We start from the raw sequence: 26,340 nt of genomic DNA, 5'->3' as shown, positions 1-26,340 counted from the left end.
AACATGGACTTTAGCAATCCCGACAAACTCGCTTTATTGAGCCCTTTTGAACTCAAAGACGCACTTATCCAGACCGCAAAGCAAAGCAATCGTATGATGCTCAATGCGGGGCGTGGTAACCCGAATTTTCTGGCGACAACGCCACGTCACGGCTTTTTCCAATTCGGCCTGTTCGCCATGACGGAAGCAGAGCGTTCTTACATTTACATGCAAGACGTCGGCGGCTTCCCACAACGCGAAGGCATCGAAGCCCGGTTTGAAATTTTTGCCAAAAACAATGTAGGCGTTCCTGGCGTACGCTTTATCGAAGCGGCGGTATCCTATGTACGCGATCAGCTTGGTTTATCCGCTGGTGATTTTATTTACGAAATGTGCGAAGCGATATTGGCATGCAATTATCCTGTACCAGATCGTATGTTGCGCCTCAGTGAAAAAGTGGTTGCACAATACATTCATCGCGAAATGGTTGGTGAGCATCCATTCATCGGTCATTTTGATATGTATGCAGTTGAAGGCGGTACGGCGGCGATGACCTACCTGTTCGCCAGTCTCAAGGCCAACCACCTGATCAACGAAGGTGACACAATTGCGCTTGGCATGCCTATCTTTACACCGTACATCGAAATCCCATTACTCAATGACTACAATCTGGTCGAATTGATGATCGATGCGCCGCAAGAAAACAACTGGCAATTTACTAAGAAGGAATTAGATAAATTACTTGATCCTAAGGTCAAAGCGTTTTTCCTGGTCAATCCTAGCAATCCGCCTTCAGTAAAAATTGATGATGAAACGCTGGCTTACATCGTTGAGATCGTCAAGAAACGCCCAGATCTGATTATTCTGACCGATGACGTTTATGCGACATTTGCTGATAATTTCGTATCCTTGTTTGCACTGTGCCCTTACAACACGATTCTGGTCTATTCGTTCTCGAAATACTTCGGTGCCACTGGCTGGCGTATGGGCGTTGTCGCTACGCATGAGAACAATGTTCTGGATGAAAAAATTGCGAATTTGCCAGAATCATTGCGCAAAGAGCTCGATACCCGCTATCACTCCATCACCACCGAACCACGTAAGCTCAAGTTCATCGACAGACTGGTCGCTGATAGCCGCACCGTTGCTTTAAATCACACGGCGGGTCTCTCTACACCGGTGCAGGCACAAATGGCCTTGTTCTCTCTGTTTTCGCTAATGGATGAAGCGGGTCACTATAAAGCGGAGATGAAGAGCATCGTTTTGCGTCGCAAACAAGCTCTGTACCGCGAACTTGGTCTGCCTATGCCGCATGATCCAAATTCTGTGCGCTATTACCATTTGCTGGATATGGAATCACTGGCAGAACAAATGCATGGAAAACCGTTTGCTAAATGGTTACTGAAGAAAATGAAACCAAATGAAGCATTGTTCCGGCTTGCTGAAGAAACCGGCGTCATTTTATTGCCAGGTAAAGGTTTCGGTACGACTCATCCATCGGGTCGTGTTTCATTAGCTAATCTAAATGAATACGACTACGCCAACATCGGTAAGGCGATCCGCAAAATGGCGACCGAGTATTACGAAATTTTCTTGAAAGAGAACGGCGAAGACGGCAGAAACGCAGAAAAATCTGCGAAAGCTGAAAAAGGCGAGAAGGCTGATAAGAGCAAAAAGTCTTCAAAAAAATAACATGAAGTAAATCAAAAAGCGGCTTTGCATCGTTATATAGATGCAAAGCCGCTTTTTTATCTTCGATCTTCGTAAAAACAGCGATATGTCTACAGTCTCGTGTTATTCGTGAATCTGGAAAGTCGTGGTATTTCCCCACTGAAAACGGCTGTTCTGATTTTGTTGTTCATTCAGATCCATGCCCGGAATTTCCCATGACGTCGGTTCTTTGCGTTCAACATGATTATGTTCATGACGGAACTTAGAAATCGCATCATAGACAATTTTTCGTGCGCGATTGATGCCACCAAGCGGTCGATGTTCAGGCAAAGCATGCCAAGGAGAAAACGACATATTTTCGCCAAACTCGCGCTGTATTTCACTATTAAAACTTTGCCTTGGTATGCGTATCGTCGCCACTTTACGAAAAGGCGACAGGGCTTCTGGCCATAATTTTCCCGGGTCTTCTATCGGCATTTGCACTGCATCAGTTTGTATCTGAACCCGGAAGTCAAACACGGCATCTTCTTGTGATAATTGGGCGACCATCGCATCACGCAAAAAATTGACCTTGGGTTGCGCTGGCAACGTGTCGATCACCTGAGTCGTTGGTACCACCGAATACTTCACCGCTTTATCGCCGAACATATACGGCGTCGTACTGAAATAGCTGATGTGCAAAGGATTGGCAAATTTCAACATTGAATGCCATAGGTTGTATGCCGCCCGCCAATGCGTCATAAAAAACCATATGATCGACAATGCGCCGGAAGTGAATGCCTTAATCAATCCGGCAAATTCTTTTACATCGGCAGTCACAAACACATCCGTGCTGATCAGAATAAAATCGTGGGTTTGTTCGTCTTGTTCTGCTTCAAGCAATTTTTTACCCGGGACGCCCATGAGTTTGATCGCCATGCCGCGGATATCGCTTTTAATATCAGGTTGTATCGTGCCGTTTTGATTGGAGAATCGTATCCATGCTTTATAGCGCCGATTTTCTTTGAAAACACCAACTCGCAACTCCGGGGGTAAATCGGGCTCGACAATAAAGTAAGCCCGTACCAACCCATGCATTTTTGGATGCGCATCGCGCCGCATGATGCCTTTGGGATATTCCTGAGTAATTTTCGCTTGCAAACGCTTACGCAATTCACGAATGTATTTGGCCTCGTCTGCGGGAATTTTTTCAGTTGCGAGCGGTGGTGGAGACGCCATAGGTTTTCCTCTTCACACTTAATTTCAATCGGGGGACTGACACAACAGCGTTCCGGCGATACATGATGAAAATATTCATGCACTGCATAAGAGCCATCACTCAGCTGCGAGACAATATTGCAAAAGACTGAAATCGCTGCAAAGGCGCGAATTCATTAACATGTACGGCGTATCTTACACATGTCTAAATTGGCAAGCAATTGAAGGGCGTTGTACTTATACATCAATCAAAGCATAGACGGGAAACACAAAAAGTTCCTAATGATGAATCAGGAATGTCGTTTATTGACACGGATGGTGACCATGCTCTTTCAGAATGCATGAGATGGCAAGTTGGGGAAAAAGAGATCTACTTTACTGAAAGAAACGTGATAGTGGGCACCGACACATCGACATTAACGAATCAGTGCCCATTGAATTCTTACCTATCAGGCGCTGATGGCCGCAGGGCTTTCAGGTTTACTTTCCTGCGCCAGAAACACGATCAGAACAATAATGCCCACGATAGGAAGAAGGGCAATTAATTGCCACCAGCCACTACGATTCGTGTCATGCAGACGACGGGTAGCGGCCGCAGTAGAAGGCACAACAAGTGCCAGAGCAATCAATACATACAAGGTATAACTTAGCGACATCCCGATATACGCAACTAAAAATGTAAACAACGCGAGCCACCAATACTCAGAGCGCGATGCTCGTCCTTCAAAAGACGCATATTTATTGAAACAGGTTTTGATTGAATCTTGAAAGTTCATCACTTTTTCCCAATTGAACAGAAACAAAAAACTTACTTATCACACAGTACTATTTAAAAATAGCTTTAGGTCCACTCGGTAATTTTATGACCGTCAGAGTCCGTGAAGGCACCGACGACAATCAAAATAAAATCGATCAGAGCCCATATACCAAAACCACCCAGAGTTAAAATTTGCAGTATGCCCGTGCCGATTTTGCCTACATAAAAGCGGTGCACACCGAGAAAGCCGAAAAAGAAACACAATAACATCGCGGGTAATATGCGCTTATCAGAAGCGTTTGCCGGCGTCTGAACCGCGCCACAACCCGGACATGCAGCTGCACTGACATGCATTTGCTGCCCACAGGCACGACAATAAATCATTTGTTGAACTGATTCACTCACAATGAATACCCCTGAAATTACTTCTGGACTAATTAAAATATTTTTTCTTCTCGACAGAGCAAACTTTTTCTAATGACTTATTTTGAAGGCGCACAGAAAAACGTCGAAGTTCTGTGAATATAAACAAGAGTAGCAAAAATTACAACATATTTTTATTTTAGGACTGACGAAAAATCGTTCCAGCAAGGCATGGCGACGACGACATTACAAGGGTACGGCAAGAAGCTATAACGCCGCTGGGGCGGTTTTGCGTCAGTTCTATGTGATGATCGCGATTTGCTTCACCAGTTCAAAGTCGCCTCACCCTCATTAGCCACGCGATGATCAACACAACTACTGCGCCAAGGGCACCAAACCAGGCCCATTTTCCTACAGTCTGCAAACCAAATGCCATACCAGTCCAGGAAAAAGCATTTAAAGTTTCCAACAACGTCGGGATGAGATTTCCTTGTCCGCGCCGTTTAAAATGATCTCGTGTCGCAGGCTTACTAAGCCACAGGTGGATCAATGACGCACAGAAAATACCGCCGAAACTGGCAATTGCCAGTGACACCCCTGACAGCGGATCGTGCCAAGATAAGCCAAGCACAGCTGGTGCGATTAACACACATACGGGCAACACTGCGGTTATAAGTTTTGCATAGATGATTTGTTTCATCGAAAGTGGTGCACATTGCAATAAATCCGGCGCATCTTCAGCAGACAGAATCACCCAGATCAGCGATCCGGCCAAGGAAATTCCCAAATAGGTCAGCCCTGATACAACGCCCGGGAGCATCACACCATTTTTAAAAACCACAAAAAACAACGGAAGCATATACAACAATTGCAGGCAGATTTGCGCCAACAATTCGAAGTCACGCAATATCAAACGCCATTCTTTAACAAATATAACTAACCAAACACCGCTATAAAAGCGTCGCACTTTACGTGCTCGTGAGTCCGGTATGACTTTTGGACTGACCCCGCCAGCTTGCTGTACACCGCGGACAAAAAAGTGATGCGTGTAGCGGGTCGTCAGCCAACAAATAATCAAACCACTAGCAAATATCATCAGAGCGCTAAGCCAGTCACCAAATACTGCGCGGGCTGGCAACCAGATCGGGCTAGTTTCCGCCAATAAATGATGGTGGTCTAAGTAAGACAGCGAGCCACCAATGACCTTCTGACGCGTACTTTCTTGCACATGTGAAAAAATTTGACTGCTCAAAAAAATCGCAGCACCACTAAGTGCACTCAACAAATAGGCGACGGTGTGGGTGCGTTTCACGCCGATGAACTTCACCAGACTTAATGTCAATAACATCGCTGCAGCAGATGCCAGCATCGCCATACCAACTAATACTGGGTAAGCACCAAGCCAATAAATCTGCCCCAGGAATAACCCAGCATCAATCACCGGTGATAGGAAGAAAACAAATATCGCCAACACACCCAAAACGATACCGGTCAGCCGGACATTAAAAATCGTTTGCGTAGAAATCGGTGACGACAATAACAAGTCGAGATCACCCCGTTCGAACAAGGCTTTGATACTGCGATTAAGTGCGGACGATAACATGAAGGTCATCAAAATCAACAGCACAAAACTAATTCCGACTAACAATAAGAAAGATGGGAAACGTGTCAATGCAGGGAGATCAGACATCATCTCCCACGCTAGATAATGCATCAGTATCCAGACCACTGCCAGCAGTAACTTTCCTTTAAGCGGCATGCCGCGCGCCGACTTTTTTGAGTTGGCATTCAATTTACTGGCATCACCCATTTCATAAAAAAACATGCGCCATTCGTGCATCAACAGCCACAAAAAACTACCTGGTGTAAATTCAACTCCGCGCATATCAGGCTGGTTCCGTTAATTGCAAAAAGACTTGCTCCAACGTCGCGACTTGTGCGCCTTGGTCTGCACCAGAGTCCGTTTTATCGGCCAGATGACGTAACTCATCTAAGCTACCTTCGGCGATCAGTTTGCCGTGTTGAATAATCCCTATGCGCTGCGCCATGCGCTCTGCGACTTCGAGAATATGGGTAGTAAGAATGACAGTGCCACCTTGCGCAACATGGGCAAGCAATAAATCTTTCACCTGACGCGCTGCTGCGGCATCCAAGCCGGTCAGCGGTTCATCGAGAATGATTAATTCAGGTTGATGGATCAGGGCACCGGCCAGCGCCAGCTTTTGTTTCATGCCCCGTGAAAAACCTTCGGTTAATTCGTCGGCATGTTTACTTAAATCCAGCCATTCAAGCAATTCGGCCGCCTTGGTTTGAGCAAAACTAGGTTTTATACCCCATAAGCCAGCGACAAATTCCAGATACTCAATTGGCTTGAGTTTGTTATACAGCATCGGGTCATCTGGTAAATACGCCAGCTTTTGCTTAGCGGCTGCAGGATCACTTAACAGATCTTGTCCCAAAATACTGATCGTGCCACTATCAGGCAAAAGCAAGCCCGCTACCATGCGTAAGGTCGTCGTCTTACCAGCGCCATTAGGCCCCAATAAAGCGTACAATTCGCCTTTTTTCACTGATAAATTTAAGTGATCTACTGCTGGACGACCAAAGACTTTGGTTAAATCCTGCAACTCTAAAGCAACATCAGACATGCCATTTCTTTCAAGGATTTTTTAAAGCTAAGACTCAGCCGATCACTGGCGTGCACAATTCAACCATCACGCCATCCGGACAGCGGACATACGAAACAATTTGTCCCCAAGGTTTTTGCGATGGTGCTGCCAATTCTTTGGCGCCACTTGCTACGGCGCGGGCATGGGCTTGCGCGACATTCTCAGTGACGAGGGCAATTTCAAAACCTAGCGGCTTACTTGAACTATGTGCTGCGACATGCCCGGTAGAATAATTAAATTCGCCCATTTCATGCGCGGCAAACGCCAACGCGGTCGCGCCCGTTTCCAGCTCGCCATACATGCCCGAATCATCGAGAAAACGCCGCTGAAGTCCAAATGCTGTCTCAAAAAAACTGAGAGATGCGGCTACGTCAGGGACATAGATAATGGTGTATCCAAATTTCATTGCAATGGCTCCTGGTTGACTTCAATGAAAACAAATTTTTTTGTCGCGTCCGTCTGTATCAACAATACGCCTGAAACATATCATGCCTACACTTCAACTTCTGCCCAGGCAGCAGGCAATAAGAAACATGGTTACACTACGGCAAGAGCTTACCAAAAAACCAATGATACAGTTGATTGATCGATCTTTACGGCTAGCAATAAAACAACGAATTTCAACGCGACAAGGAAAATAAAGGTTTTTCGGGTCAGTGGTCGAGGGCGCAACGCGCGGTTACCACACATTGCTTTTTAGCAACCTGTTAAACATGACGATGATTTGATATGGCATCCGATGTCAAATTCAAATTTCGGCTATGCTTGCTCAAAAAATTGCATCTTGCATTAATGTGATGACATCATATCTTGAAGGAAACTCTGTGAGTAATTTGTTAAATCAACGTCTGGCGCTACTCGATAGCAATGAGCATCGCCCCTTGCTGGGACAAGGCTTGCGAGGCATAGAGCGCGAAACTTTGCGGGTCAATCCGCAAGGGCATTTGTCGCAACATGGACATCCAAAAGCGTTGGGTTCGACATTAACACATCCGCAAATTACGACCGACTATGCAGAAGCCTTACTGGAGTTCATCACGCCAGCAGAAAGCGACATTGCACAAGCGCTAGACAAATTAGACAAGGTTCACCGTTTTGCGTACACGAAGCTCGGTGATGAGATGTTGTGGAGCCAATCCATGCCTTGCCCTCTTCCTGAAGAAGATAAGATTGCGATCGCGTGGTATGGTAATTCGCATATCGGCATGATTAAGCATGTTTATCGTCGCGGTCTGGCATTGCGTTACGGCAAAAGTATGCAATGTATTGCCGGTGTTCATTACAATTATTCGCTTTCAGAAAATCTTTGGAAAGTCTTACAGCAAGCCGAGAACACACCGGGCGACGCGATGTATGTGCAATCCGAAAACTACATATCGATGATCCGCAACTTTAAGCGGTACAGCTGGTTGTTGATGTATTTGTTTGGCGCGTCGCCTGCTTTGACCACATCCTTTTTGCGTGGTCGACCACATCAATTAGAAACCTTGTCCGCCGATACCTTGTATCTGCCTTACGCCACCAGTTTGCGTATGAGTGATCTCGGCTATCAAAATAATGCCCAGGATGGTCTGGTGCCGCCGTATAACAATTTGATGGAGTACATGCGCAGCTTGTCCATCGCTGTGCGTAAGCCCTATCCAGCATATGAAAAAATCGGTACCAAAATCAATGGCGAATGGGTACAAATCAACACCAATGTATTGCAAATCGAAAACGAGTTTTACGCAACCATACGCCCAAAACGTGTAATCCGCACCGGTGAACGTCCGATAGAAGCCTTGTGTGCGCGCGGCGTGCAATACGTGGAAGTTCGCTGTATGGACGTAAATCCGTTTGATCCGCTTGGCATCAATCTGGAAACCTCACGCTTTTTGGATGCATTTTTACTGTTCTGCGCGCTGGATGAAAGTCCATTAACCAATGAGGCTGAAGGGCAGGAAAATTCTGAAAATTTTGCACTGGCAGTGAAAGAAGGTCGTCGCCCTGGTTTAATGCTCAAGCGCGGCGGCAAAACAGTTTCCTTACAGACTTGGGGCCTAGAATTATTGGAAAAAATCACTCCAGTTGCCGCTTTACTTGATAAACAACATGGTGCTGCAGCGCATGCAGAGTCTATGCAGGTACAGAAAGAAAAATTATTGAACAGCGATCTGACACCGTCTGCACAAGTATTACGGGCAATTCAGGCTGAGAATGGTTCATTTACGCAATTTGCCCTCAAGCAAAGCACCATACTGGCGCAACAGTTCCGCGCCCGCCCACCAAGCCCAGAAGAAATTGCTTATTTTGAAGATTTGGCCAAAGCGTCTATTGCTGAACAAGAGACAATGGAAGCCTCTCAGATCGGTACATTTGAAGAGTTTATTACCGATTATCGCTCGCGCACTTCGAGCCAAATTTGCTGCGAAAATTAAGCTCTATAGCCACCCTGAAATTAGGAGCAGCTATTTGTTTGCTGGAGCGTTAAAACTCAGAGGGTGGCTAACAAGGACCAACTGGTCTACCAGAATTTCCAAAAACTTTTTTTCTTTTCCTGACTGATTTTGGTTTTTATGGAAATTCCCATGCGCTCCAACGCTTCTTCATGACTCATGTTCTTGCCACGTAAGTAGGCGTAATAATATTCTTGCGGCATTTTAAATTTGGTATTAAATGGATCTTTAAAATGCTCTTTTAGCAACTCCTGATATTTATTCCATTCAGGTACATCTCCATTATTTTTCGCTGCAATCTTACGAACATACGCCATCGCCTCATCTATTTTCAGATTATTCATCATTCACCTTTATTTTGTCGCCATACGTACAGCGATATTCATCAGCAAAATCAGTGGCGGCTTTTTTGCATTAAAGCATATAAATTTAGAAATGGTAGAGCGTTCAAGGGTATTGCCACAAAATCTGTCGTAAATTCGCGTCGTAAAAATTACATTCCTATGTTCTTGCTTTCTTAGTCCGCCTCCAATAGCATGAGCGAGTTAAATTTCTAGCGTAGCTTCCCATGCCAGCATTGCCTGAATTACGAGAGTTAGAACGCATCATTAAGCTGGGAAAACCCTATCTTGACGTCGATATCTTGTGTGAAATTGACGTCCAGCATAAACGCTTTCCGGTGTACAAACTGACGATGGGCAATCCAGATCCCCAATTACCGGCGATCGGTTTTTTTGGTGGAATTCACGGACTTGAGCGCATCGGCACCCAAGTATTGCTGTCATTTTTACGCGGGCTGATTACGCGCCTATCGTGGGACAAAGGTTTGCAGCACATGCTGCAAGAAGTCCGACTGGTCTTTATGCCGTTGATCAATCCCGGTGGTATGTGGCGAGCAACCCGCAGTAATCCAAACGGCGTTGATCTGATGCGTAATGCACCAGTGCAAGCGGAAAATAAAGTCCCATTTCTGTTGGGGGGACATAGACTCAGTCCGCATTTGCCGTGGTATCGCGGCCCAGAGGGCGCGGAAATGGAGGCCGAAAATATCGCCTTGTGCCGGACCGTCAAAGAAGAATTATTGTCCCGCCAATTTAGTCTGGCAATAGACTGCCATTCAGGTTTTGGCTTACGCGACCGGGTCTGGTTTCCGCATGCGCACAGCATTCATCCTATTCCAAATCTGGCAGATATCCTGGCATTGGAAGAATTATTTCAGCAAACACATCCGAATCACCATTACCTGTTTGAGCCACAAAGCTTGCAATACCAGACCCATGGTGACGTCTGGGATTATCTGTATCTGCAGGCGCTGGAAAGCCCAGAAAAGACGTTTCTGCCTTTAACACTGGAAATGGGGTCTTGGATTTGGGTGAAAAAAAATCCACGTCAATTGTTTTCGCGTCATGGTATGTTCAATCCCGTTGCAGAACACCGCCTGCACAGGGTGTTACGCCGGCATACATCGTGGCTGGATTTTCTAATGCGGGCTGCGTGTGGTCACCAGGACTGGATGGCACAAGGCCCTACGCGATTGCGGCTGCAAGAGCGCGCGGTTGCACGCTGGTATCGCCCATGACCTGGGTCTTGTTGCGCGGCCTGATGCGTGAAAAAAGGCATTGGGGAGACTTTTTAGCGGCGTTTAAAGCCGCCTTTCCAAACGACCAGGTTATTACGATTGATTTTCCTGGCAACGGTGAATTACACCAGCAAACCAGCGCCAGCAACATTGAAAACATGGTCGAATTCGCGCGTACGCAAGTTCGTGGTGCAAACGCAAAATCCCCGATCCATTTATTGGCCATTTCCTTGGGCGCCATGGTTGCAGTCGCGTGGGCACGCGGCTATCCGCAAGAAATAGCAAGGATGGTGCTGATCAATACCAGCCTGGCCCCGCACAATCCTTTCTATCACCGCTTACGGCCAGGTAATTACCCACGTTTACTCACCACGATGTTGTTCGGGAATGTGCAACAACGCGAGCAGTTAGTATTCGACCTGACCAGCAGTCAAAAAGCGACCTCAATGATACATACGGCGGTACAAAATTGGGTCAGCTATGCGCGGCAATACCCGATTAGTCGCGGCAATATCATTCGTCAATTACTGGCTGCACTGCGCTATCACGCACCTCAGCAAACGCCTCACTCAGCGATGTTATTGCTGGTCGGGGATGGTGACCAATTGGTCAACCCTCAGTGTTCAAAAACTCTGGCCAATCTGTGGCATTGTCCTTTAACTATTCATCCAACGGCCGGACATGATTTGCCATTTGACGATGGGGATTGGGTGATTTCTCAGATTCAGGCGTGGTTACCGACGGTTGAAATTCGAACGCAAAATGCAATCCCTCGCTGAAATACCGTGCCATTTAGTGTAGGCTTTCCAATTTTCTTTTAGTTAATATCATTGTGCAAAAAGTCGCCCTTACCACCTATCTGAAACTTGTCGCCGTCGCTCTGTTTTGGGGTGGCACATTTATCGCTGGACGCCTGGTTGCGCCGCAAATTCCTCACATGATGGCGGCAGCAATGCGTTTTACGGTCGCGTGCGCTTTGCTCTTGCCGCTGGCATGGAAACTCGAAGGTGGTTTACCTAAGCTTAACCGGCAACAACTACACGCGACGTTTGCGCTCGGCGCCACCGGCATCTTTCTGTACAACTTTTGTTTCTTTTCGGCATTAGAACGCATGCCTGCCGGACGCACTGCTTTGTTCGTGGCACTCAATCCTATCGTCACTGCCTTGATCCTGGCGGCGCTGTTTGGTGAGCGTTTAGGACTGCGGCGTTGGATAGGGATTGTGATCGCATTTATTGGCGCCAGCATTGTCATCACTCGTGGCGATGTGAGCGGCGCGCTGCATGATTTGTCACAGTCTATCGGCAAAGGTGAGTTGTTTATGCTGTGCGCGGTCTGCGCATGGGCTGCTTACACGATTATCGGCAAACAAGCCCTGAAGGGCTTGTCGCCAATTGCTGCGACGACATATGCCTCCTTGTGGGGATTAGTATTACTAGTCTGCGGTGCAACGACAGAACTGGCACAATTTGATGTCAGCCATTTAACGTGGCAAGTGCTCGCGGCGTTGGTGTATCTGGGTGCTTTCGGTACCGTTATTGGTTTTGTCTGGTATTACGAAGGCGTCAAAACCATAGGCCCCGCCAGAACCGCGGTATTCAATAATTTGGTGCCTGTATTTGGTATTACATTGGGTGCTTTGTTGCTCAATGAACCGATTTTAATCTCTATGGTCTTTGGCGGCATCTTGGTGATTGCCGGGGTCTCTCTGACCAACCGCTAAGTTACTCTTTCCTTTAAGCGGCACAAAACCATGTGGGCCCTACCAAACCCACAAACCTTGTGCCGTCATCAAATTGCCATGTAAACAGGTAATTATTGATACACACCAACTTAATTTCACGTTGAGAAATCTTTGTAACCAAATATTAAAAAATCAATAAAATGTAATCACTTCATTACAAAAAAATCCACATTTTATTAACAAATTGATTGCATTTCATCCGATTCAGTCCACAATAGAGTTGTGTATTAACCCAAAATTACAAAGCTGTTATTTTTTCAAGTTTAGAAGTCCATGTCGTATTTCATCTGGGATATGTAACATGCAGAATTTTTCTCTTCGTACACACAGCGACCTGCTGATTTCTTTTCTAATGCTGTTCACCGGCACGGTCATTCTGCTATGGAATCAAATAAGCATTGTCAATCTGTTCGCCGCCGTCTTCATTATGGCTGCTGCTGGTTATATGGGCTGGGCTTTGATACGACGCCGACAAAGTGTATCTGACGAAACAAATCAAACCGAATCGCTCTATGCCATCGAGCCGGCGTCTGAGTTACCGAATTTATTACATCATGTACTGCCGCTCTGGAATGCCCACGTCACTTCAGTCAAAGAGCAAACAGAAAATGCCGTTGGGCAATTAATCCAAAGTTTTTCATCGATGGTTAATGAGTTTGACGCCGCCGGTTTTGGTGGTGTCAGTGATCTTGGCAAATCGAAAGAGGCTGATGCAACGATTACTTTATTGCAGCTGTGTAAAAAAGAACTCACTCCTGTTATTGACTCACTGGGAAAAATGATAGAGAGCAAGGACGAGCTGCTCCACTGTATTCGAGATTTGGCTGCATCGACTAATGAACTCAACACCATGGCGCAAGAAGTGGGGCAAATTGCTGCACAGACCAATCTTCTCGCTATCAATGCAGCGATCGAAGCAGCACGGGTAGGAGAGCACGGGCGTGGTTTTGCGGTCGTCGCTAGTGAAGTACGTAAGCTTTCGCATATGTCCGCAGAAACCGGCAAACGCATGGGCGAGCGCGTACGAAACGTCTCTAGCGTAATGAAAACAGCGCTGGCGACGGCCGACCGTGCCTCCGTTCAAGATAGCAAGGTGTTAGAGATTTCTGGTGCAGTGGTACGAGATGTCTTATCTCACGTTGAAATCATGGGGGATTCCGCCCAACAAATGCGCGAACATGGGAATGTCATCCGCAGCAATATTGAGCAACTGTTAGTTAGCTTACAATTTCAAGACCGTATCGCACAAATGCTGGATGTCGTGCGTACCGATATCAACAAAATGCAGGAAAACGTTTCCTTTGCTGCTCATGGTGAATTGCCAACAACCAGTGAGTGGTTAGAGGAACTGCAAAAGACTTACACCATGAACGATGAATATAGGCATCATCAACAAGATAATGAAGCTAGTACTGTTGATGAAACCGAAATTACTTTTTTCTGATTTTCAATCAATAAAAGCAGCGCAGGGTTGGTGACCTACCTGTATTTTCAAGAATCAACAGTCTCTTTACGCAAAATAGCTTCAACCAGAACTGGCAACATAGGAAGTCCACGTCATAGGAATTTATTCCCATACACCTACCGCCAATGTGCAACCCACCTGGTTATAAGCCATTTTATAAAAACGATAACGGAGTGTTTTTGCAAATTAATGCACCCGTGTCCTTAGTAACAGGATTATTTTTGTGGTCAATCCTACGCTATTTGTGCCGTGGAGTAAGAAATGCTTTCACCCAAACAAAAGTCTAAGGTGCTGGTCGTCGAAGATGATGAATTAGTCTCTTTGCAAATCCAGATCAAGCTGGAAATTCTTGGCTACCAAGCCATTGCATCAACTGCCTTCGGCGAAGAGGCAATCGAGCTCGCACGCGAACTGCATCCGGACGTTATCCTGATGGACATCATGCTCGCCGGCAAAATCGACGGTATCACAGCGGCCAATACCATCCACGCTGAATTAGGACTTCCTGTCGTTTTTTTGACCTCCCAAACAGAAGACGACACCCTTGATCGTGTCAAAGAATCCGAAGCATTTGGCTATATCATCAAACCATTTACCGATCGTGAATTGCGTGCCGGTCTGGAACTCGCCATCTACAAACATGGTGCCGAAGAGAAACTACGCCTAAGCGAGCAGCGTTTACGCGCAATTTTTGAAGCAGAACCAGAGTGTGTAAATGTCGTTGATCGAGATGGTAATCTCATCGAAATCAATGCCGCTGGTCTTGCCATGCTAGAAGTGCGGGACATCGACGAAGTGCGGCAACGCGGCTTAATTTCTTTCATCCACCCGAAATACCGGGATGCATTCCAAACTCTGTTTGAAGACGTGCTATCTGGAAATAGTGGTACTTTGGAGTTTGAAATAACTGGTTTAAGGGGCACCCGTCGCTGGCTGGAAACCCATGCGGTACCGATTCGCGATGCCATCAAATCCAGCATCATGATGTTGGGCGTCACACGTGATATTTCTGAGCGCAGACATGCTGAAGAAGCATTACGGCAAAGCGAGCTGGATTTGCGTGAAGCAGAGCATATTGCCCAAGTAGGGCATTGGGTCTGGGAGCCGGATATCAACAAAGTCACCTGGTCGGATGAAATGCAACGCATCTGGCAACGTGACCTGACGCAATATCGCGGCAACATTGCGCAAATGATCTTTGATACAGTACATCCAGAAGATCAACAACATATTATCAATCGCCAAAAAGACACCTTTAAACAACATAGTCTGGCATCCGCTTTTGAATACCGGATTATTTTGCCCGATTTAAGCATACGTCATATCTGGGCGATGCCCGGAAATCGCATCATGAATGCCAGCGGCAGAGTCGTGCGGCTGACAGGCATTGTGCAGGACGTTACCGAACGCAAACTCGCCGACGCAGTGAGACATGTCAGTGAAGAGCGCCTGGAGCAAACTTTTGTCGCCTCACCAATAGGAATGGCGTTAGTAGGACTCGATCTGCGTTTTTTGAAAGTCAATCACGCATTTTGTGACATGCTTGGCTGGTCCGAAAACGATATTCTTAATCAGGGATTTGACCTGTTCACACCAATCGAGGATCTGGCATCTGACCAAAGATTAATTTCTGAAATCGTGAATGGTGTGCGTCAAAGCTACCAGCTAGAAAAACGCTACCTGCATCGCCGTCAGCAAGATGTCTGGACTCAACTCAATGTGAGTGTTGTCAGAGACAAGGCCGAAAAAGCAATCCACTTTGTCTTTCAGATTCAGGATATTACTGAGCGCAAAATCGCGGAAACACAATTGCACAAATTATCTCTGGCGGTTGAGCAAAGCCCAGAGACGATTATCATCACGGACGTCAATCGTCACATTGAATACGTTAATGAATCGTTTTTAAAAACTTTCGGTTATACGCGCGACGAAATTATCGGAAAAGATCCGAAAATTATCCGCTGCAATGAATATCACGACGACCATTTATTGTCTCTGGTGCCAACGATTTCACAAGGAAATATCTGGAAGGGCGAGTTTCATAATAAACGCAAAAATGGCAGCGAGATTATCCAATATGCGATCATTACTCCGCTACGCCAGCCGGATGGCACGATTAGTCATTATGTATCAGTACAAGAAGATATCACCGATAAAAAACGCCTCGGTGAAGAGTTAGATAAACATCGTCACCACCTTGAAGAGTTGGTGGTCAGTCGTACCACTGAGTTAGCGGAAGCAAGGCGTCAGGCTGAAGCTGCCAATGAAGCGAAAAGTAATTTCATCGCTAATATGAGCCATGAAATTCGCACGCCCATGAATGGTGTTCTGGGTATGACATATCTGGCGATGGCAGCAACCAGTGATCCAAAACAACGTGATTATCTGAAGAAGATTCAGCTATCCGGTCAACACTTGCTGCATATCGTCAACGACATTCTGGATTTTTCAAAAATTGAAGCAGGCAAGATGACGCTGGAAGCGGTGGACTTCTGGTTAGAGGAAATTCTGAATAATCTGTCGAGCATGATGAGTAATAAACTCATCGGACGTAATATTGCTTTGAATTTCGATGTCGATAAAGAATTAGCAAATCACATGCATGGAGATCCGCATCGCCTCAGTCAGATTTTGATTAATTACACCAACAACGCCATCAAATTCACCGAGCAAGGTGAGATCATCGTCAGGGTGCGAAAAGTACAGGATGCAGCAGATGGCTGGCTGGTACGCTTTGAAGTACAGGACTCTGGCATCGGTATGACGCAGGCACAACAAAGCAAATTATTTCGCTCATTTCAACAAGCGGATAATTCGACAACGCGTAAATATGGGGGAACCGGATTAGGTCTGGCAATCAGCAAGCAACTTGCAAAATTAATGGGAGGTGATGTTGGTGTGCACAGTGAATTGGGTAAAGGCAGCACTTTCTGGTTTACGGTACACCTGTCAGCTGCAAAAGAAGTTGCCGCTATACCAGAAGCGAAGATAGATGCACTCAACAACACACGTTTGCAGTTACTGTCCAAAGAACGCGGCGGACTGACAGTATTGGTGGTCGATGACAACCAATTCAATCAACAAATTGCCACCGAACTACTGGAAGCTGCCGGGCTCACCATTTTATTGGCTGGCAACGGTAAGCAAGCCATCGATATTTTACGAAAAAAGCCTGTCGATTGCGTGTTGATGGATATCCAGATGCCTATCATGGATGGGCTGGAAGCAACCCGCAAATTACGCAGTATAGAAAAATTCGCTCGCTTACCAATCATCGCCATGACCGCCAACGCGATGAACGAAGATCGTTTGCAATGCCTGGGGGTCGGCATGAATGATTTTATTGCCAAACCATTTGTACCCGAAGTCTTATATAGTACCTTGACACGTTGGCTATCAAATAACAATGAAGTGCATGAAACCACAGAGTTGTATGAAACGCCGCAGCAAGTTGTCTTCGATAAAAATTTATGCATCGATTTACGCGTTTTAGAAAAGCAATTAGGTGCGGTACCTGAAAAAATTGGAAAATTTGCGTCAAAATTTGTCGACTCCGCACGCAAAGGATTACAAGAACTCGACGAGGCTTGCCATGCTAAAGATCAGATTACTCTTTCAGCATTAGGACATCGTTTAAAATCCAGCGCACGTACTGTCGGGGCACATCAATTTGCCGACCTGTGTCACGAATTGGAAGAATTAAAAAATAAATCCAATCTGCATCGTTCTCTTGAAATCGTGAGCGAAATGCATGAATGGTTTGAAAAAATTGAGTCCTTTGTTAGCCTTTATTTGAAATCCAAAGGCAATATGGATTTAATTATTCCAAAAACTGACTCGATCGGTACGGCATCTCACTCTGATTTACACGTTTTAGTATTGGAAGACGATGCAAACCACATCGAAATCGCCAGCACGACGTTGCGCAAACTCGGTGTCACTCGCATTATGTCTTGCATGGATGGGCATCAGGCACTGACGATGATACGCACCTACAATCCTGATTTATTGTTGTGTGATCTGCATTTACACGGCATGGATGGGATCACTTTTTTGCGTTTAGTCGCAGAACACGGTTATTCAGGTTCGGTCATCTTACTTAGCGGTGTCGATCATAACTTATTGAAAGCAGCGGAAAGTCTGGTGAAGGCCTATGGTTTGAATCTACTGGCCGCACTGAAAAAACCATTGTTGCAGGATTCTCTGGAACTCGCTCTGGCACATCAGAAGCATTCACGGCCAGAACGTGTTCAATACAAAAAAGAAGCCGTACTGACAATCGCGGAATTACAGCAAGGTATCGCTGACGATTGTGTTGAAGTTTTCTATCAGCCTAAAGTCTCCGTCTTTAACAAACAAGTGGTCGGTGCCGAATGCCTCGCACGCTGGCGTCATCCTGAGCGCGGCATCATAGGCCCGGCTTCATTTGTGCCGGTCATGGAAGCACACGGAATGATCGATGTCCTGACCCATGAAGTGCTCAAGAAGGGCTCATTACAACTCGGAAAATGGCTCAAAGAAGGGCACGACTTTAAACTATCCGTTAACGTTTCTATGGACGATCTGGATCAACTCGATTTGCCTGAGGAGTTTGAACGTATCGTCTGTAACGCAGGTGTACAACCAAATCAAATTACACTGGAATTAACGGAAAGTCGTTTAATGGAAAATCTGACAGTGAGCCTGGAAATTTTAACGCGCTTGCGCCTGAAGGGATTTGGCCTGTCTATCGATGACTTTGGTACCGGTTTTTCGACGATGGAAAATCTTAAACAATTACCTGTGACCGAACTCAAAGTCGATCGTGCATTTGTCAATGGCGCGACCAAAGATGAAGCAGCCAGAGCTATTCTGGGTTCCAGTATTCAATTAGGAAAAATATTCCGGCTCAATTTAGTGGCCGAAGGTGTAGAGAAACAGCAAGATTGGGATTTAATCGCTGGCTCAGGTTGTGATGAGGTACAAGGATATTTTATCGCCCGTCCAATGGCAGCGAAGGAATTTATGGATTGGAAAATAGAATGGGATCTGAAGCTTAAACAAGATTCGCAACAAACAAATTAATTTAACTGGTTTTTAGATAGGTGAAATTATGGACGACTCTCTCTCTCCTTCCGACAATGCACGTCTGCACGTGATGATTGTCGATGATGACGATTTTCAAATCGAATTTGTTTCTGATTTGCTGGCAGAATGCGGTATAAAAAATATCGTCACTGCCTTGGGCGGAAAAAGTGGACTCACCATTTTTGATCACACCAATCCCAAGCCAGACTTACTTTTATGTGACATACAAATGCCAGATATTGATGGTTTCGAATTTATGAAAAAATTGGGAGAACGCAACTACACTGGTGGCGTGATATTGATGTCTGGTCAAGGCGCAAAAGTTTTGTATTCTGCTTCGCTGGTTGCGCAGTTAGCACGCCAGAATTTTTTAGGTACGATAGAAAAACCTTTGCAAAAAGATGCCCTGATGGCTGCAATAGAAAAACTATATGCAAAGGTATAACCCTTAGCTGATACGTAGTTTATTTGGGCAATTTATCAAAATCCCCCGACAACGAATGCTGGGGGATTTTTTATTGAAGTAATGCTTGTGGCTCAGGTGTTCACGAGTGTAGCCAGATATTGCAGACCCTCGATAGCGCGGCTACCATACCAGGATAGCATTTCGCCATCCACCAGTTGCACTGGCTTTCCGGTTTGTCGTTCCAAGGCATCGACATGTGATTCATTAAATCGATAAGGTTCAGTAGACAATAAAATACGATCAATTTCTTGTACCATTTGATCGTTCCAGTGAAAAACGGGGTATCTGCTTGTAGCGTCTTTTGGCGTCCAGGTTTGCCACGCGATCATGCGCAACATATTTGAGATATAGGTGTCCTGAGACACCGTCATCCACGGATCTTGCCAAATACAATACACGACTCTTTCAGGCTTAAAAGCATTCATTTCAGATAAAGCTTTACTTGCTCCTTCAAATTCGCGGATCAGCTTTGTCGCCGCTTTTTCCACCTGAAAGATATGTCCTAATAATCGATATAGATCCAGATTATCCATGGGCGTAATTGGATGTGTCACGATCACATTGGGAATAAATTCTGCTAAAGCATCTACCGTTGGCTTTTCATTCTCATCAATGTTGACGATCAAATGAGTTGGTGCCATCTTGCGAATTTTTTCTATATTCACATCTTTGGTACCACCGATTTTTGGTATCGCTTGTACGATCTGTACGGGATGAATACAAAATCCCGTACGACCAACAATCAAACTAGCCAGACCAAGATCGCACAATAATTCAGTGATCGAAGGCACCAGACTGACAATGCGGGTATCTGCCTTATTCGCCAATGGGTGTCGTTGACCTATCGCGTCGACCAAATCAGATGTCGCCAGCATCTTTATTTTCCGGCTTCTTCGACGCGTGCTTTGTGCGGCGCGCGGGAAAACAAAAAATCATAGGCAGGATTAGGTAATAGTCGCAATAATTTTGCCACTAAGCCCATTTGCCAGGGTATAACCCGATAAGAACGTCCAGCATTGATCGTCTGAATAGCCTGGTTCGCGAATTTTTCGACAGGCATCAAAAATGGCATAGGATAGGAGTTCACCTGGGTCATCGGCGTATCAATATAGCCTGGGGCGATGGTTACCACGCGTATCCGATTTTTTCTCAACTCCACCCTCAAAGATTCGCAGTAACTAATCACTGCGGCCTTGGAAGCGCTATATGCTTCGGCGCCAGGTAAGCCACGTATGCCAGCCACGCTGCCTATCCCAACCAATCGACAATTCTCTTGTTTTGAATAGGTTTTCATGGCAGCAATAAATGGTGCAAAAGTCGCGACAGTTGCAGTTACGTTGGTTTGAAAGACACGGTCAAAGACCGGCAAATCACCTTGATGCTCGGTCAAGGTACCGACCGATATACCGGCATTGGCAATAACAATATGAACTTGTCCGCATTGTTTCAAAAAATCCTCAGCAGCTGACGCCACTGCGGCGTGGTCGGTCACGTCCACTGCGTAGATGTGATGGCGCTCCGGATTCGGTAAATTGGCGCGTAGCTGTTCGAGATTTTCTTTGCGTCTGGCGAGCAGACCCAACCTTGCGCCTTGCTGTGCATAAGCCTTAGCCAACGCAGCACCTATGCCTGATGACGCACCGGTAATGAAAACAGTTTTCATATGATCCAATAAAAAAAGTCCGCCGGATAGAAAGTATGCGGCGGACTGATGATCGTAGTAGCGATCGTAACTATGGCTTATTTCTTTTTCGCTGGCTCAGTTGGCGTCAGGCCTTTATCTTTTTGCGCCTTGGCAACTAAGAAATCCAACACCTGCAGTACTGCAGTATTTTGTGCGTCTTCCGAAGCACGACCAACGGTACTGATAGCCTGAGCAGGAGAAGTCACAAAACGTCCATCGACGGCGATGGTTGGAACGCCATCGATTTGATATGCGTCCGCCAATTGTTTGGCACGGGTCAATTTACTCTGAGTAAAAAATACAGAATTATAAATTTCTGAAAACTTTTGTTTATCGAGACCGGATTTTGCAACGAAGCGCATCACGTCGTCATCGGTTCTCAAGCTGTTGTGATCAACGTGGAAAGCAGCAAATACCTTAGGTTGGTATTCATCCACTTTTCCCATTGCTTCCAGAGTGAAGAACAATTTTTGTTGGGTAACGAGATCATGAAAATCGACGTGTATACGTTTGAAAACGATATTATCGCCTTGCTTTTTGACCCAGGCTTCGATATGTGGCTCTAATGCATTGCAATGGGGACAGAAGTAACCAAAGAACTCAATGACTTCAATTTTTTTCCCACTGTCCGTTCCCTGGGGACGGGACAAGACACGATATTCAGTGCCATTTTGTGGCGCAGCAGGTGAAGCACCGGCACCAGTTGCAATTAAACCCAATCCCAGCAGCATGACACTACGTACAATATGACTAAATAAACGCATTATTCTTCCTTTACAAAATTACTTAACAGTTCGCACAACGGCAACATCAACGCCATTATCAGACAACTTAGTTCTTGTTCGGTTCATACTTTCTGCATTATTAAATGGCCCGACGCGGACGCGATACATGGTTCCTGTGTCAGAATTTTTTTCGCTGACCTTCGCTTCAAAACCAATTAATGCAAGTTTAGCGCGTGCGCCCTCAGCATCTGCCTGATCCTTAAAGGCACCCGCCTGCAAGAAGTAAATGTACTTGTCGTCATTCGCTTCATTCTTTGCAACATCAGCAGCTTTGTCGTTCTTTTCTGCGAGTGTTTTATCCACTGCAGGTTTGGTTTCTGCTTTTGTTTCAACTGCTGTTTTAGTAGCTGCGGAAATAGTGGATACCGGTGGGGTCCCAGCAGGCGTAGCCGCCGTTTCGGCTGACTTAGGTGCATTCGGATCTTTTACAAACTCCTTGGCTACCTCTTTCGTCGTCTCTTTATTTCCATACAAAGGCTTATTCGGATCCTGTAACTGCGTGACTGGTTGATCCGGTTTATCTGATTTCAATCCTTTGTTGGTAAACGGCGTCGACGATTTGGTAATTAATAGTGCAACCGCAACCGCTATACCAAGACCAATGACCAGACCAATAATTAGTCCCGTTAAAGTATTGCCCCGTTGGCCTTGCAGGCTTGAATGATGAGATTTCATGCGTCTCCGAAGAATAAATAATTACGCTGGTGTCATTGCTAGAGTACGAAAATTTGAGGTCAATACCTGCACGCCTGCGCCTTTGATGCCGACACAAGCATGCAAGGATATTAAACAATTACATTTTATTTGGCGCTGATACACCGATCAAAGACAAGCCATTGCGAATGACCTGACGTGTAGCCAGCATCAGCGCCAAACGTGCCATCTTGGTCGCTTCATCGTCAACCAATACACGTTCGGCATTGTAATAGCTATGCAATTCGCCTGCCAGATCGCGCAGATAGAATGCCACTTGATGTGGACCTAGCTCATCAAGTGCACGTTCTAATGCTTCTGGATATTCAGCCAGCTTTGCCAACAGAGTTGCTTCGCGTGGTGCGACCAAAGGTGACAAATCAACATTTACCAGACCAGCAAAGCCTGCTTCGTCGGTCGAATATTGCGCTAACACTGAACAAATACGTGCATGGGCGTACTGCACATAGTAGACCGGGTTTTCATCAGACTGTGCCAATGCCACGTCAACGTCAAATACGAATTCTGTATCTGCTTTACGTGAAATCAGGAAGAAGCGTACGGCGTCACGGCCTTTCACCACATCGCCATTGCCTGACCAGTCGATCAGATCACGGACTGTGACGTAAGAACCAGCACGTTTAGAAATTTTAACTTCCTCGCCATCTTTCATGACGGTAACCATTTTATGCAACACGTAATCTGGATAACCTTGTGTGATACCAACATTCAAGGCTTGCAGACCGGCGCGAACACGCGCGATGGTGCCGTGGTGATCACTACCTTGTATATTGATCGCCTGGCGATATCCGCGCTCCCATTTAGTCACGTGGTACGCAACGTCGGGGACAAAATAAGTATACGTTCCATCCGACTTTTTCATGACGCGATCTTTATCGTCGCCATACTCGGTTGTGCGCAGCCACAGTGCACCGTCTTGTTCGTAGGTTTTACCGGCGGCGGTCAGTGCTTTGACGGTAGACTCAACTTTACCGTCCGTGTACAAAGAAGATTCGAGGTAATAATGATCAAATTTAACACCAAATGCCTGCAGGTCGCTATCTTGCTCACGGCGTAAATAAGTCACGCTGAATTCACGAATGGAATTGATATCGTCTACATCACCGCTGGCGGTAACAGGTGAACCATTGCTGGCGGAGACCGTTTTTTTATCTAAGAAATCACGTGCAATTTCTGCAATGTAGTCACCGTTATATGCGGACTCAGGCCAGGCTGCATCGCCTGGCGCATGGCCTTTGGCACGTGCCTGCACCGACAAAGCCAGATTACCAATCTGCACGCCAGCATCGTTGTAATAGAATTCACGAGTGACATCGTAGCCTTGTACGTCTAACAGCGCGGCTAAGGCATCGCCTAACGCACCTTGACGACCATGACCTACGTGCAGAGGGCCGGTAGGATTGGCAGAAACAAATTCCACCACCACTTTTTGACCAACACCACGCTGGCTTTTGCCATAATTTGCGGCCTGCTGCAATACAGTTTTCACCACAGCCTGTTTCGCAGCGGTAGCGACACGAATATTAATAAACCCAGGTCCGGCAATTTCAACGGTTGCGATTAGCGGGTTGTTGAGTGCCTGGAGATTGGTCACGATGGTGTTCGCAATTTCGCGTGGATTTTTGCGCAAGGGCTTAGCGATTTGCATTGCGATATTGCAAGCAATGTCACCGTGGGCTGGATCGCGAGGACGCTCCAACAAGATGGAAGGTGTTAAGTCACTGCCTTCCAATATCGGAGCAATCGCGTTTTTGAGGAGATTCAGGATTTCTTGTTTTTGTTCAGCTAACATAGCGCATCGTGTTCATTGCGTTTCGCGCAACAAATCTTAATAAGGACAGCGGTCATTATACTGTCTCCCCCGCGCCATGTCCGTCTGCTTATGCTTGTGATCACACAGTTTGTGGTGGCGTTGGAGCGTTCTTGATACTAGTGAGATAAATCACGCGCAGTAAATTAGCTAAAAATAAACCATTCATCAGTCCATAAATCAAACAGGTAGTGCTCACAAAACCGATTTCTGTTTTTAGTGCAGGATTCATCGCCACTATGACGTTCTCTACATATTTGATTGAAAACATGGTCAGCAACAATATCATCGGTTTCCAACTACCACGCAAATGTAACTGGCCGTCTGGTAGCAAGCTCATCGCTTGCTTATTCCCAAAAACTAATATCAGACCTAATCCAAGCAAGCATCCGGTGCTCCAGCATACAATCACAGCCGCTTGCAGGCCAAAATGTTGGTAAATCCCTTGCAAGGACCACAACAACATAAAGACTGGCAATATCACCATCGATTTAAAACTCATCACGCGATCCTTACTCGCCTTCATGCCGCGTGAAACTAAAAACAAAAGAATAAACCACACCCATAAAGGTGTGTGTGTCAGAATTTCTTGCAGCATGTTGATCTCCTTGTGTGGTTGAATCAGAAAGTGAGGCTAGTATGGCAAGTCATTTTTAGCACGTCATGAAGATTGCGATGAGCCGTAAATTAAAGTCGTCAAATGATGTGTAAGCGGCGTGAGTTGCATAGGGGACGCGTGTAGAATGTCAGGTTTTCTTTGTTTGGAAACGCTATGTGGTTCAAGAATTTACAGATATTTCGTCTTACCTCTCCATGGCAAATCACTGCTGAGGAGTTACATACACAACTGTCCCGTATTGCATTCTCACAATGTGCTTCCAATGAAATGCAAAGTCAGGGTTGGGCGCCACCACGCAATAATGAGATGCTGGTGCATAGCGTTAATAAACAATTCTTAATTTCACTGGCGACGGAAAAAAAGTTATTGCCATCAAGTGTCATCAATCAAGTTACAAAAGCTCGCGCTTTAGAGTTAGAAGAGCAACAAGGCTTTGCCCCTGGTCGTAAAGCAATGAAAGACTTGAAAGAAAGAGTCACCGATGAACTTTTGCCACGTGCATTTGGCGTTAAACGCAATACCTCGGTCTGGATTGATCCGGTCAATCGCTGGTTGGTGATTGATGCGTCCAGCCCCTCCCGTGCCGACGAAGTGGTTAAACTTTTGCTCAAGTGCTGCGATAAGCTGCCATTGGAGGGCTTGCGCGTTAAATCTTCACCGCAAGCAGCGATGACATCGTGGTTAGCTGGTAACGAAGCTCCTAAGGGCTTTACGATCGATCAGGATACAGAACTGAAATCGTCCACCGAAGACAAAGCAACCGTGCGTTACGTACGTTACACACTGGAACCGGATGATATTCAAAAGCATATTGCGGCAGGCAAACAGTGCACAAAACTGGCATTGACCTGGGATGACCGCATTAGCTTTGTACTGACCGATACCTTGACGATTAAGCGTATTAAACCTTTAGATATTCTGGATGAAGATAAAGATAAAGGTACCAACGAAGAAGAACGCTTTGATGCAGACTTCATGTTGATGACCGCCGAACTAGCAAAGATGATGGATGACATAGTGTTCGCCTTGGATGGGGAACTGGAACCAGCAAAGGCGGCATAAACTTTCTTAAGTTTAATAAAAATGACGAGTTGGACTCGTCTTTTTTTTGGCCTAAAAATCAGTTGTTGAGAATTGAATTGAACTGAGTATTGCTTTGAAAAATGCAAAAAAAAACGAGCCGCCTAAGCAACTCGTTTTTTCTTTTATTGGCGGAGCGGACGGGGCTGTGAAAAAAACTCACCCATCAACTTTTTTAACCAATAAAATCAAGGACTTAGCAACATTATTAATAAAAGGAAACAGAAAAACTGCTACCAATTCTGTTACCACTGCT

The 26,340-nt window shown here is 45.8% G+C and carries 23 protein-coding genes; 10 read left to right on the top strand and 13 right to left on the bottom strand.

Annotated features, from left to right (window positions below):
- Window positions 1–3: 3 nt before the first annotated feature.
- Window positions 4–1,671: a bifunctional aspartate transaminase/aspartate 4-decarboxylase gene (locus tag H8K32_RS18020; protein WP_186913953.1), complete on the top strand. Its 1,668-nt coding sequence runs from the start codon at window positions 4–6 to the stop codon at window positions 1,669–1,671.
- A gap of 102 nt (window positions 1,672–1,773) precedes the next feature.
- Here H8K32_RS18020 and H8K32_RS18015 read toward each other — a convergent pair whose 3' ends face one another.
- From H8K32_RS18015 to H8K32_RS17990, 6 genes are all read right to left on the bottom strand, one after another.
- Entirely contained in the window at window positions 1,774–2,868 is a 1,095-nt protein-coding gene (locus H8K32_RS18015; protein WP_186913952.1) for a catalase family protein, read from the bottom strand.
- Between the two features lie 428 nt (window positions 2,869–3,296).
- The gene (locus tag H8K32_RS18010) at window positions 3,297–3,623 is read right to left on the bottom strand and encodes a DUF805 domain-containing protein (RefSeq protein WP_186913951.1); all 327 of its coding nucleotides are present in this window, start codon (window positions 3,621–3,623) and stop codon (window positions 3,297–3,299) included.
- 65 nt (window positions 3,624–3,688) lie between these two features.
- Complete coding sequence (locus H8K32_RS18005) at window positions 3,689–4,009, bottom strand: NINE protein (protein WP_186913950.1); 321 nt, start codon at window positions 4,007–4,009, stop codon at window positions 3,689–3,691.
- Window positions 4,010–4,298: 289 nt separating this feature from the next.
- Window positions 4,299–5,852 (bottom strand): hypothetical protein, encoded by a 1,554-nt coding sequence (locus H8K32_RS18000; RefSeq protein ID WP_186913949.1) that lies wholly within the window; start codon window positions 5,850–5,852, stop codon window positions 4,299–4,301.
- Window position 5,853: 1 nt separating this feature from the next.
- Window positions 5,854–6,615 carry an ABC transporter ATP-binding protein gene (locus H8K32_RS17995; protein WP_186913948.1) on the bottom strand — a complete coding sequence of 254 codons (762 nt, stop codon included), beginning with the start codon at window positions 6,613–6,615 and terminating at the stop codon, window positions 5,854–5,856.
- 34 nt (window positions 6,616–6,649) lie between these two features.
- The gene (locus H8K32_RS17990) at window positions 6,650–7,042 is read right to left on the bottom strand and encodes a VOC family protein (RefSeq protein ID WP_186913947.1); all 393 of its coding nucleotides are present in this window, start codon (window positions 7,040–7,042) and stop codon (window positions 6,650–6,652) included.
- Window positions 7,043–7,460: 418 nt separating this feature from the next.
- Between H8K32_RS17990 and gshA the strand changes: the two genes are divergently transcribed.
- Complete coding sequence (gshA, locus tag H8K32_RS17985; protein ID WP_186913946.1) at window positions 7,461–9,053, top strand: glutamate--cysteine ligase; 1,593 nt, start codon at window positions 7,461–7,463, stop codon at window positions 9,051–9,053.
- An 86-nt stretch (window positions 9,054–9,139) separates the two neighbouring features.
- Here gshA and H8K32_RS17980 read toward each other — a convergent pair whose 3' ends face one another.
- Window positions 9,140–9,418, bottom strand: a complete 279-nt coding sequence (locus H8K32_RS17980) for a hypothetical protein (RefSeq protein ID WP_222613181.1) — start codon at window positions 9,416–9,418, stop codon at window positions 9,140–9,142.
- 221 nt (window positions 9,419–9,639) lie between these two features.
- On the opposite strand from H8K32_RS17980, the gene H8K32_RS17975 reads away from it, so the two are divergent.
- The 6 genes from H8K32_RS17975 (at window position 9,640) to H8K32_RS17950 (ending at window position 19,371) form a co-directional block, all read left to right on the top strand.
- Complete coding sequence (locus H8K32_RS17975; protein WP_186913944.1) at window positions 9,640–10,650, top strand: M14 family zinc carboxypeptidase; 1,011 nt, start codon at window positions 9,640–9,642, stop codon at window positions 10,648–10,650.
- The gene (locus H8K32_RS17970) at window positions 10,647–11,429 is read left to right on the top strand and encodes an alpha/beta fold hydrolase (protein WP_186913943.1); all 783 of its coding nucleotides are present in this window, start codon (window positions 10,647–10,649) and stop codon (window positions 11,427–11,429) included. Before H8K32_RS17975 ends, H8K32_RS17970 begins: the two co-directional genes overlap by 4 nt.
- A 53-nt stretch (window positions 11,430–11,482) precedes the next feature.
- On the top strand, window positions 11,483–12,373 hold the full coding sequence (locus H8K32_RS17965; protein ID WP_343068066.1) for a DMT family transporter: 891 nt from the start codon (window positions 11,483–11,485) through the stop codon (window positions 12,371–12,373).
- A gap of 322 nt (window positions 12,374–12,695) precedes the next feature.
- On the top strand, window positions 12,696–13,838 hold the full coding sequence (locus tag H8K32_RS20620) for a methyl-accepting chemotaxis protein (RefSeq protein ID WP_186913942.1): 1,143 nt from the start codon (window positions 12,696–12,698) through the stop codon (window positions 13,836–13,838).
- A gap of 282 nt (window positions 13,839–14,120) precedes the next feature.
- Window positions 14,121–18,923 (top strand): response regulator, encoded by a 4,803-nt coding sequence (locus tag H8K32_RS17955; protein WP_186913941.1) that lies wholly within the window; start codon window positions 14,121–14,123, stop codon window positions 18,921–18,923.
- 28 nt (window positions 18,924–18,951) lie between these two features.
- Window positions 18,952–19,371 (top strand): response regulator, encoded by a 420-nt coding sequence (locus H8K32_RS17950; RefSeq protein ID WP_186913940.1) that lies wholly within the window; start codon window positions 18,952–18,954, stop codon window positions 19,369–19,371.
- Between the two features lie 92 nt (window positions 19,372–19,463).
- Here H8K32_RS17950 and H8K32_RS17945 read toward each other — a convergent pair whose 3' ends face one another.
- The 6 genes from H8K32_RS17945 to H8K32_RS17920 form a co-directional block, all read right to left on the bottom strand.
- A complete protein-coding gene (locus H8K32_RS17945) occupies window positions 19,464–20,267 on the bottom strand; it encodes a helical backbone metal receptor (protein ID WP_186913939.1) in 804 nt (267 codons plus the stop codon).
- A 2-nt stretch (window positions 20,268–20,269) separates the two neighbouring features.
- Entirely contained in the window at window positions 20,270–21,055 is a 786-nt protein-coding gene (locus H8K32_RS17940) for an SDR family oxidoreductase (RefSeq protein WP_186913938.1), read from the bottom strand.
- Window positions 21,056–21,132: 77 nt separating this feature from the next.
- Window positions 21,133–21,840: a thiol:disulfide interchange protein DsbA/DsbL gene (locus H8K32_RS17935; protein WP_186913937.1), complete on the bottom strand. Its 708-nt coding sequence runs from the start codon at window positions 21,838–21,840 to the stop codon at window positions 21,133–21,135.
- A gap of 18 nt (window positions 21,841–21,858) precedes the next feature.
- The gene (locus H8K32_RS17930) at window positions 21,859–22,536 is read right to left on the bottom strand and encodes an SPOR domain-containing protein (RefSeq protein ID WP_186913936.1); all 678 of its coding nucleotides are present in this window, start codon (window positions 22,534–22,536) and stop codon (window positions 21,859–21,861) included.
- Window positions 22,537–22,654: 118 nt separating this feature from the next.
- Window positions 22,655–24,367, bottom strand: a complete 1,713-nt coding sequence (argS, locus tag H8K32_RS17925; protein WP_186913935.1) for an arginine--tRNA ligase — start codon at window positions 24,365–24,367, stop codon at window positions 22,655–22,657.
- A gap of 100 nt (window positions 24,368–24,467) precedes the next feature.
- A complete protein-coding gene (locus H8K32_RS17920) occupies window positions 24,468–24,983 on the bottom strand; it encodes a DUF6622 family protein (RefSeq protein WP_186913934.1) in 516 nt (171 codons plus the stop codon).
- A 174-nt stretch (window positions 24,984–25,157) separates the two neighbouring features.
- Between H8K32_RS17920 and H8K32_RS17915 the strand changes: the two genes are divergently transcribed.
- On the top strand, window positions 25,158–26,066 hold the full coding sequence (locus tag H8K32_RS17915) for a recombination-associated protein RdgC (protein ID WP_186913933.1): 909 nt from the start codon (window positions 25,158–25,160) through the stop codon (window positions 26,064–26,066).
- A gap of 94 nt (window positions 26,067–26,160) precedes the next feature.
- Window positions 26,161–26,340, top strand: a 180-nt coding sequence (locus H8K32_RS20195) for a hypothetical protein (RefSeq protein WP_222613180.1), incomplete at its 3' end; no start/stop codon positions are given.

This window comes from Cognatundibacterium jejuense, assembly GCF_014284255.1.
In the GTDB taxonomy this organism is placed as follows: domain Bacteria; phylum Pseudomonadota; class Gammaproteobacteria; order Burkholderiales; family Burkholderiaceae_D; genus Undibacterium; species Undibacterium jejuense.
This window is presented reverse-complemented; position numbering and strand designations above follow the sequence as displayed.

What these genes read in the sequence shown, in the direction of transcription:
- H8K32_RS17915 (WP_186913933.1), top strand. Translation starts at nt 25,158, where the DNA reads ATGTGGTTCAAGAATTTACAGATATTTCGTCTTACCTCTCCATGGCAA.
- H8K32_RS17950 (WP_186913940.1), top strand. Translation starts at nt 18,952, where the DNA reads ATGGACGACTCTCTCTCTCCTTCCGACAATGCACGTCTGCACGTGATG.
- H8K32_RS17955 (WP_186913941.1), top strand. Translation starts at nt 14,121, where the DNA reads ATGCTTTCACCCAAACAAAAGTCTAAGGTGCTGGTCGTCGAAGATGAT.
- argS (WP_186913935.1), bottom strand. Translation starts at nt 24,367, where the DNA reads ATGTTAGCTGAACAAAAACAAGAAATCCTGAATCTCCTCAAAAACGCG.
- H8K32_RS17970 (WP_186913943.1), top strand. Translation starts at nt 10,647, where the DNA reads ATGACCTGGGTCTTGTTGCGCGGCCTGATGCGTGAAAAAAGGCATTGG.
- H8K32_RS18000 (WP_186913949.1), bottom strand. Translation starts at nt 5,852, where the DNA reads ATGCGCGGAGTTGAATTTACACCAGGTAGTTTTTTGTGGCTGTTGATG.
- H8K32_RS17980 (WP_222613181.1), bottom strand. Translation starts at nt 9,418, where the DNA reads ATGATGAATAATCTGAAAATAGATGAGGCGATGGCGTATGTTCGTAAG.
- H8K32_RS17920 (WP_186913934.1), bottom strand. Translation starts at nt 24,983, where the DNA reads ATGCTGCAAGAAATTCTGACACACACACCTTTATGGGTGTGGTTTATT.
- H8K32_RS17975 (WP_186913944.1), top strand. Translation starts at nt 9,640, where the DNA reads ATGCCAGCATTGCCTGAATTACGAGAGTTAGAACGCATCATTAAGCTG.
- H8K32_RS17995 (WP_186913948.1), bottom strand. Translation starts at nt 6,615, where the DNA reads ATGTCTGATGTTGCTTTAGAGTTGCAGGATTTAACCAAAGTCTTTGGT.
- H8K32_RS17990 (WP_186913947.1), bottom strand. Translation starts at nt 7,042, where the DNA reads ATGAAATTTGGATACACCATTATCTATGTCCCTGACGTAGCCGCATCT.
- H8K32_RS18020 (WP_186913953.1), top strand. Translation starts at nt 4, where the DNA reads ATGGACTTTAGCAATCCCGACAAACTCGCTTTATTGAGCCCTTTTGAA.
- H8K32_RS18015 (WP_186913952.1), bottom strand. Translation starts at nt 2,868, where the DNA reads ATGGCGTCTCCACCACCGCTCGCAACTGAAAAAATTCCCGCAGACGAG.
- H8K32_RS17945 (WP_186913939.1), bottom strand. Translation starts at nt 20,267, where the DNA reads ATGCTGGCGACATCTGATTTGGTCGACGCGATAGGTCAACGACACCCA.
- H8K32_RS18010 (WP_186913951.1), bottom strand. Translation starts at nt 3,623, where the DNA reads ATGAACTTTCAAGATTCAATCAAAACCTGTTTCAATAAATATGCGTCT.
- H8K32_RS17940 (WP_186913938.1), bottom strand. Translation starts at nt 21,055, where the DNA reads ATGAAAACTGTTTTCATTACCGGTGCGTCATCAGGCATAGGTGCTGCG.
- H8K32_RS17935 (WP_186913937.1), bottom strand. Translation starts at nt 21,840, where the DNA reads ATGCGTTTATTTAGTCATATTGTACGTAGTGTCATGCTGCTGGGATTG.
- H8K32_RS17930 (WP_186913936.1), bottom strand. Translation starts at nt 22,536, where the DNA reads ATGAAATCTCATCATTCAAGCCTGCAAGGCCAACGGGGCAATACTTTA.
- H8K32_RS20620 (WP_186913942.1), top strand. Translation starts at nt 12,696, where the DNA reads ATGCAGAATTTTTCTCTTCGTACACACAGCGACCTGCTGATTTCTTTT.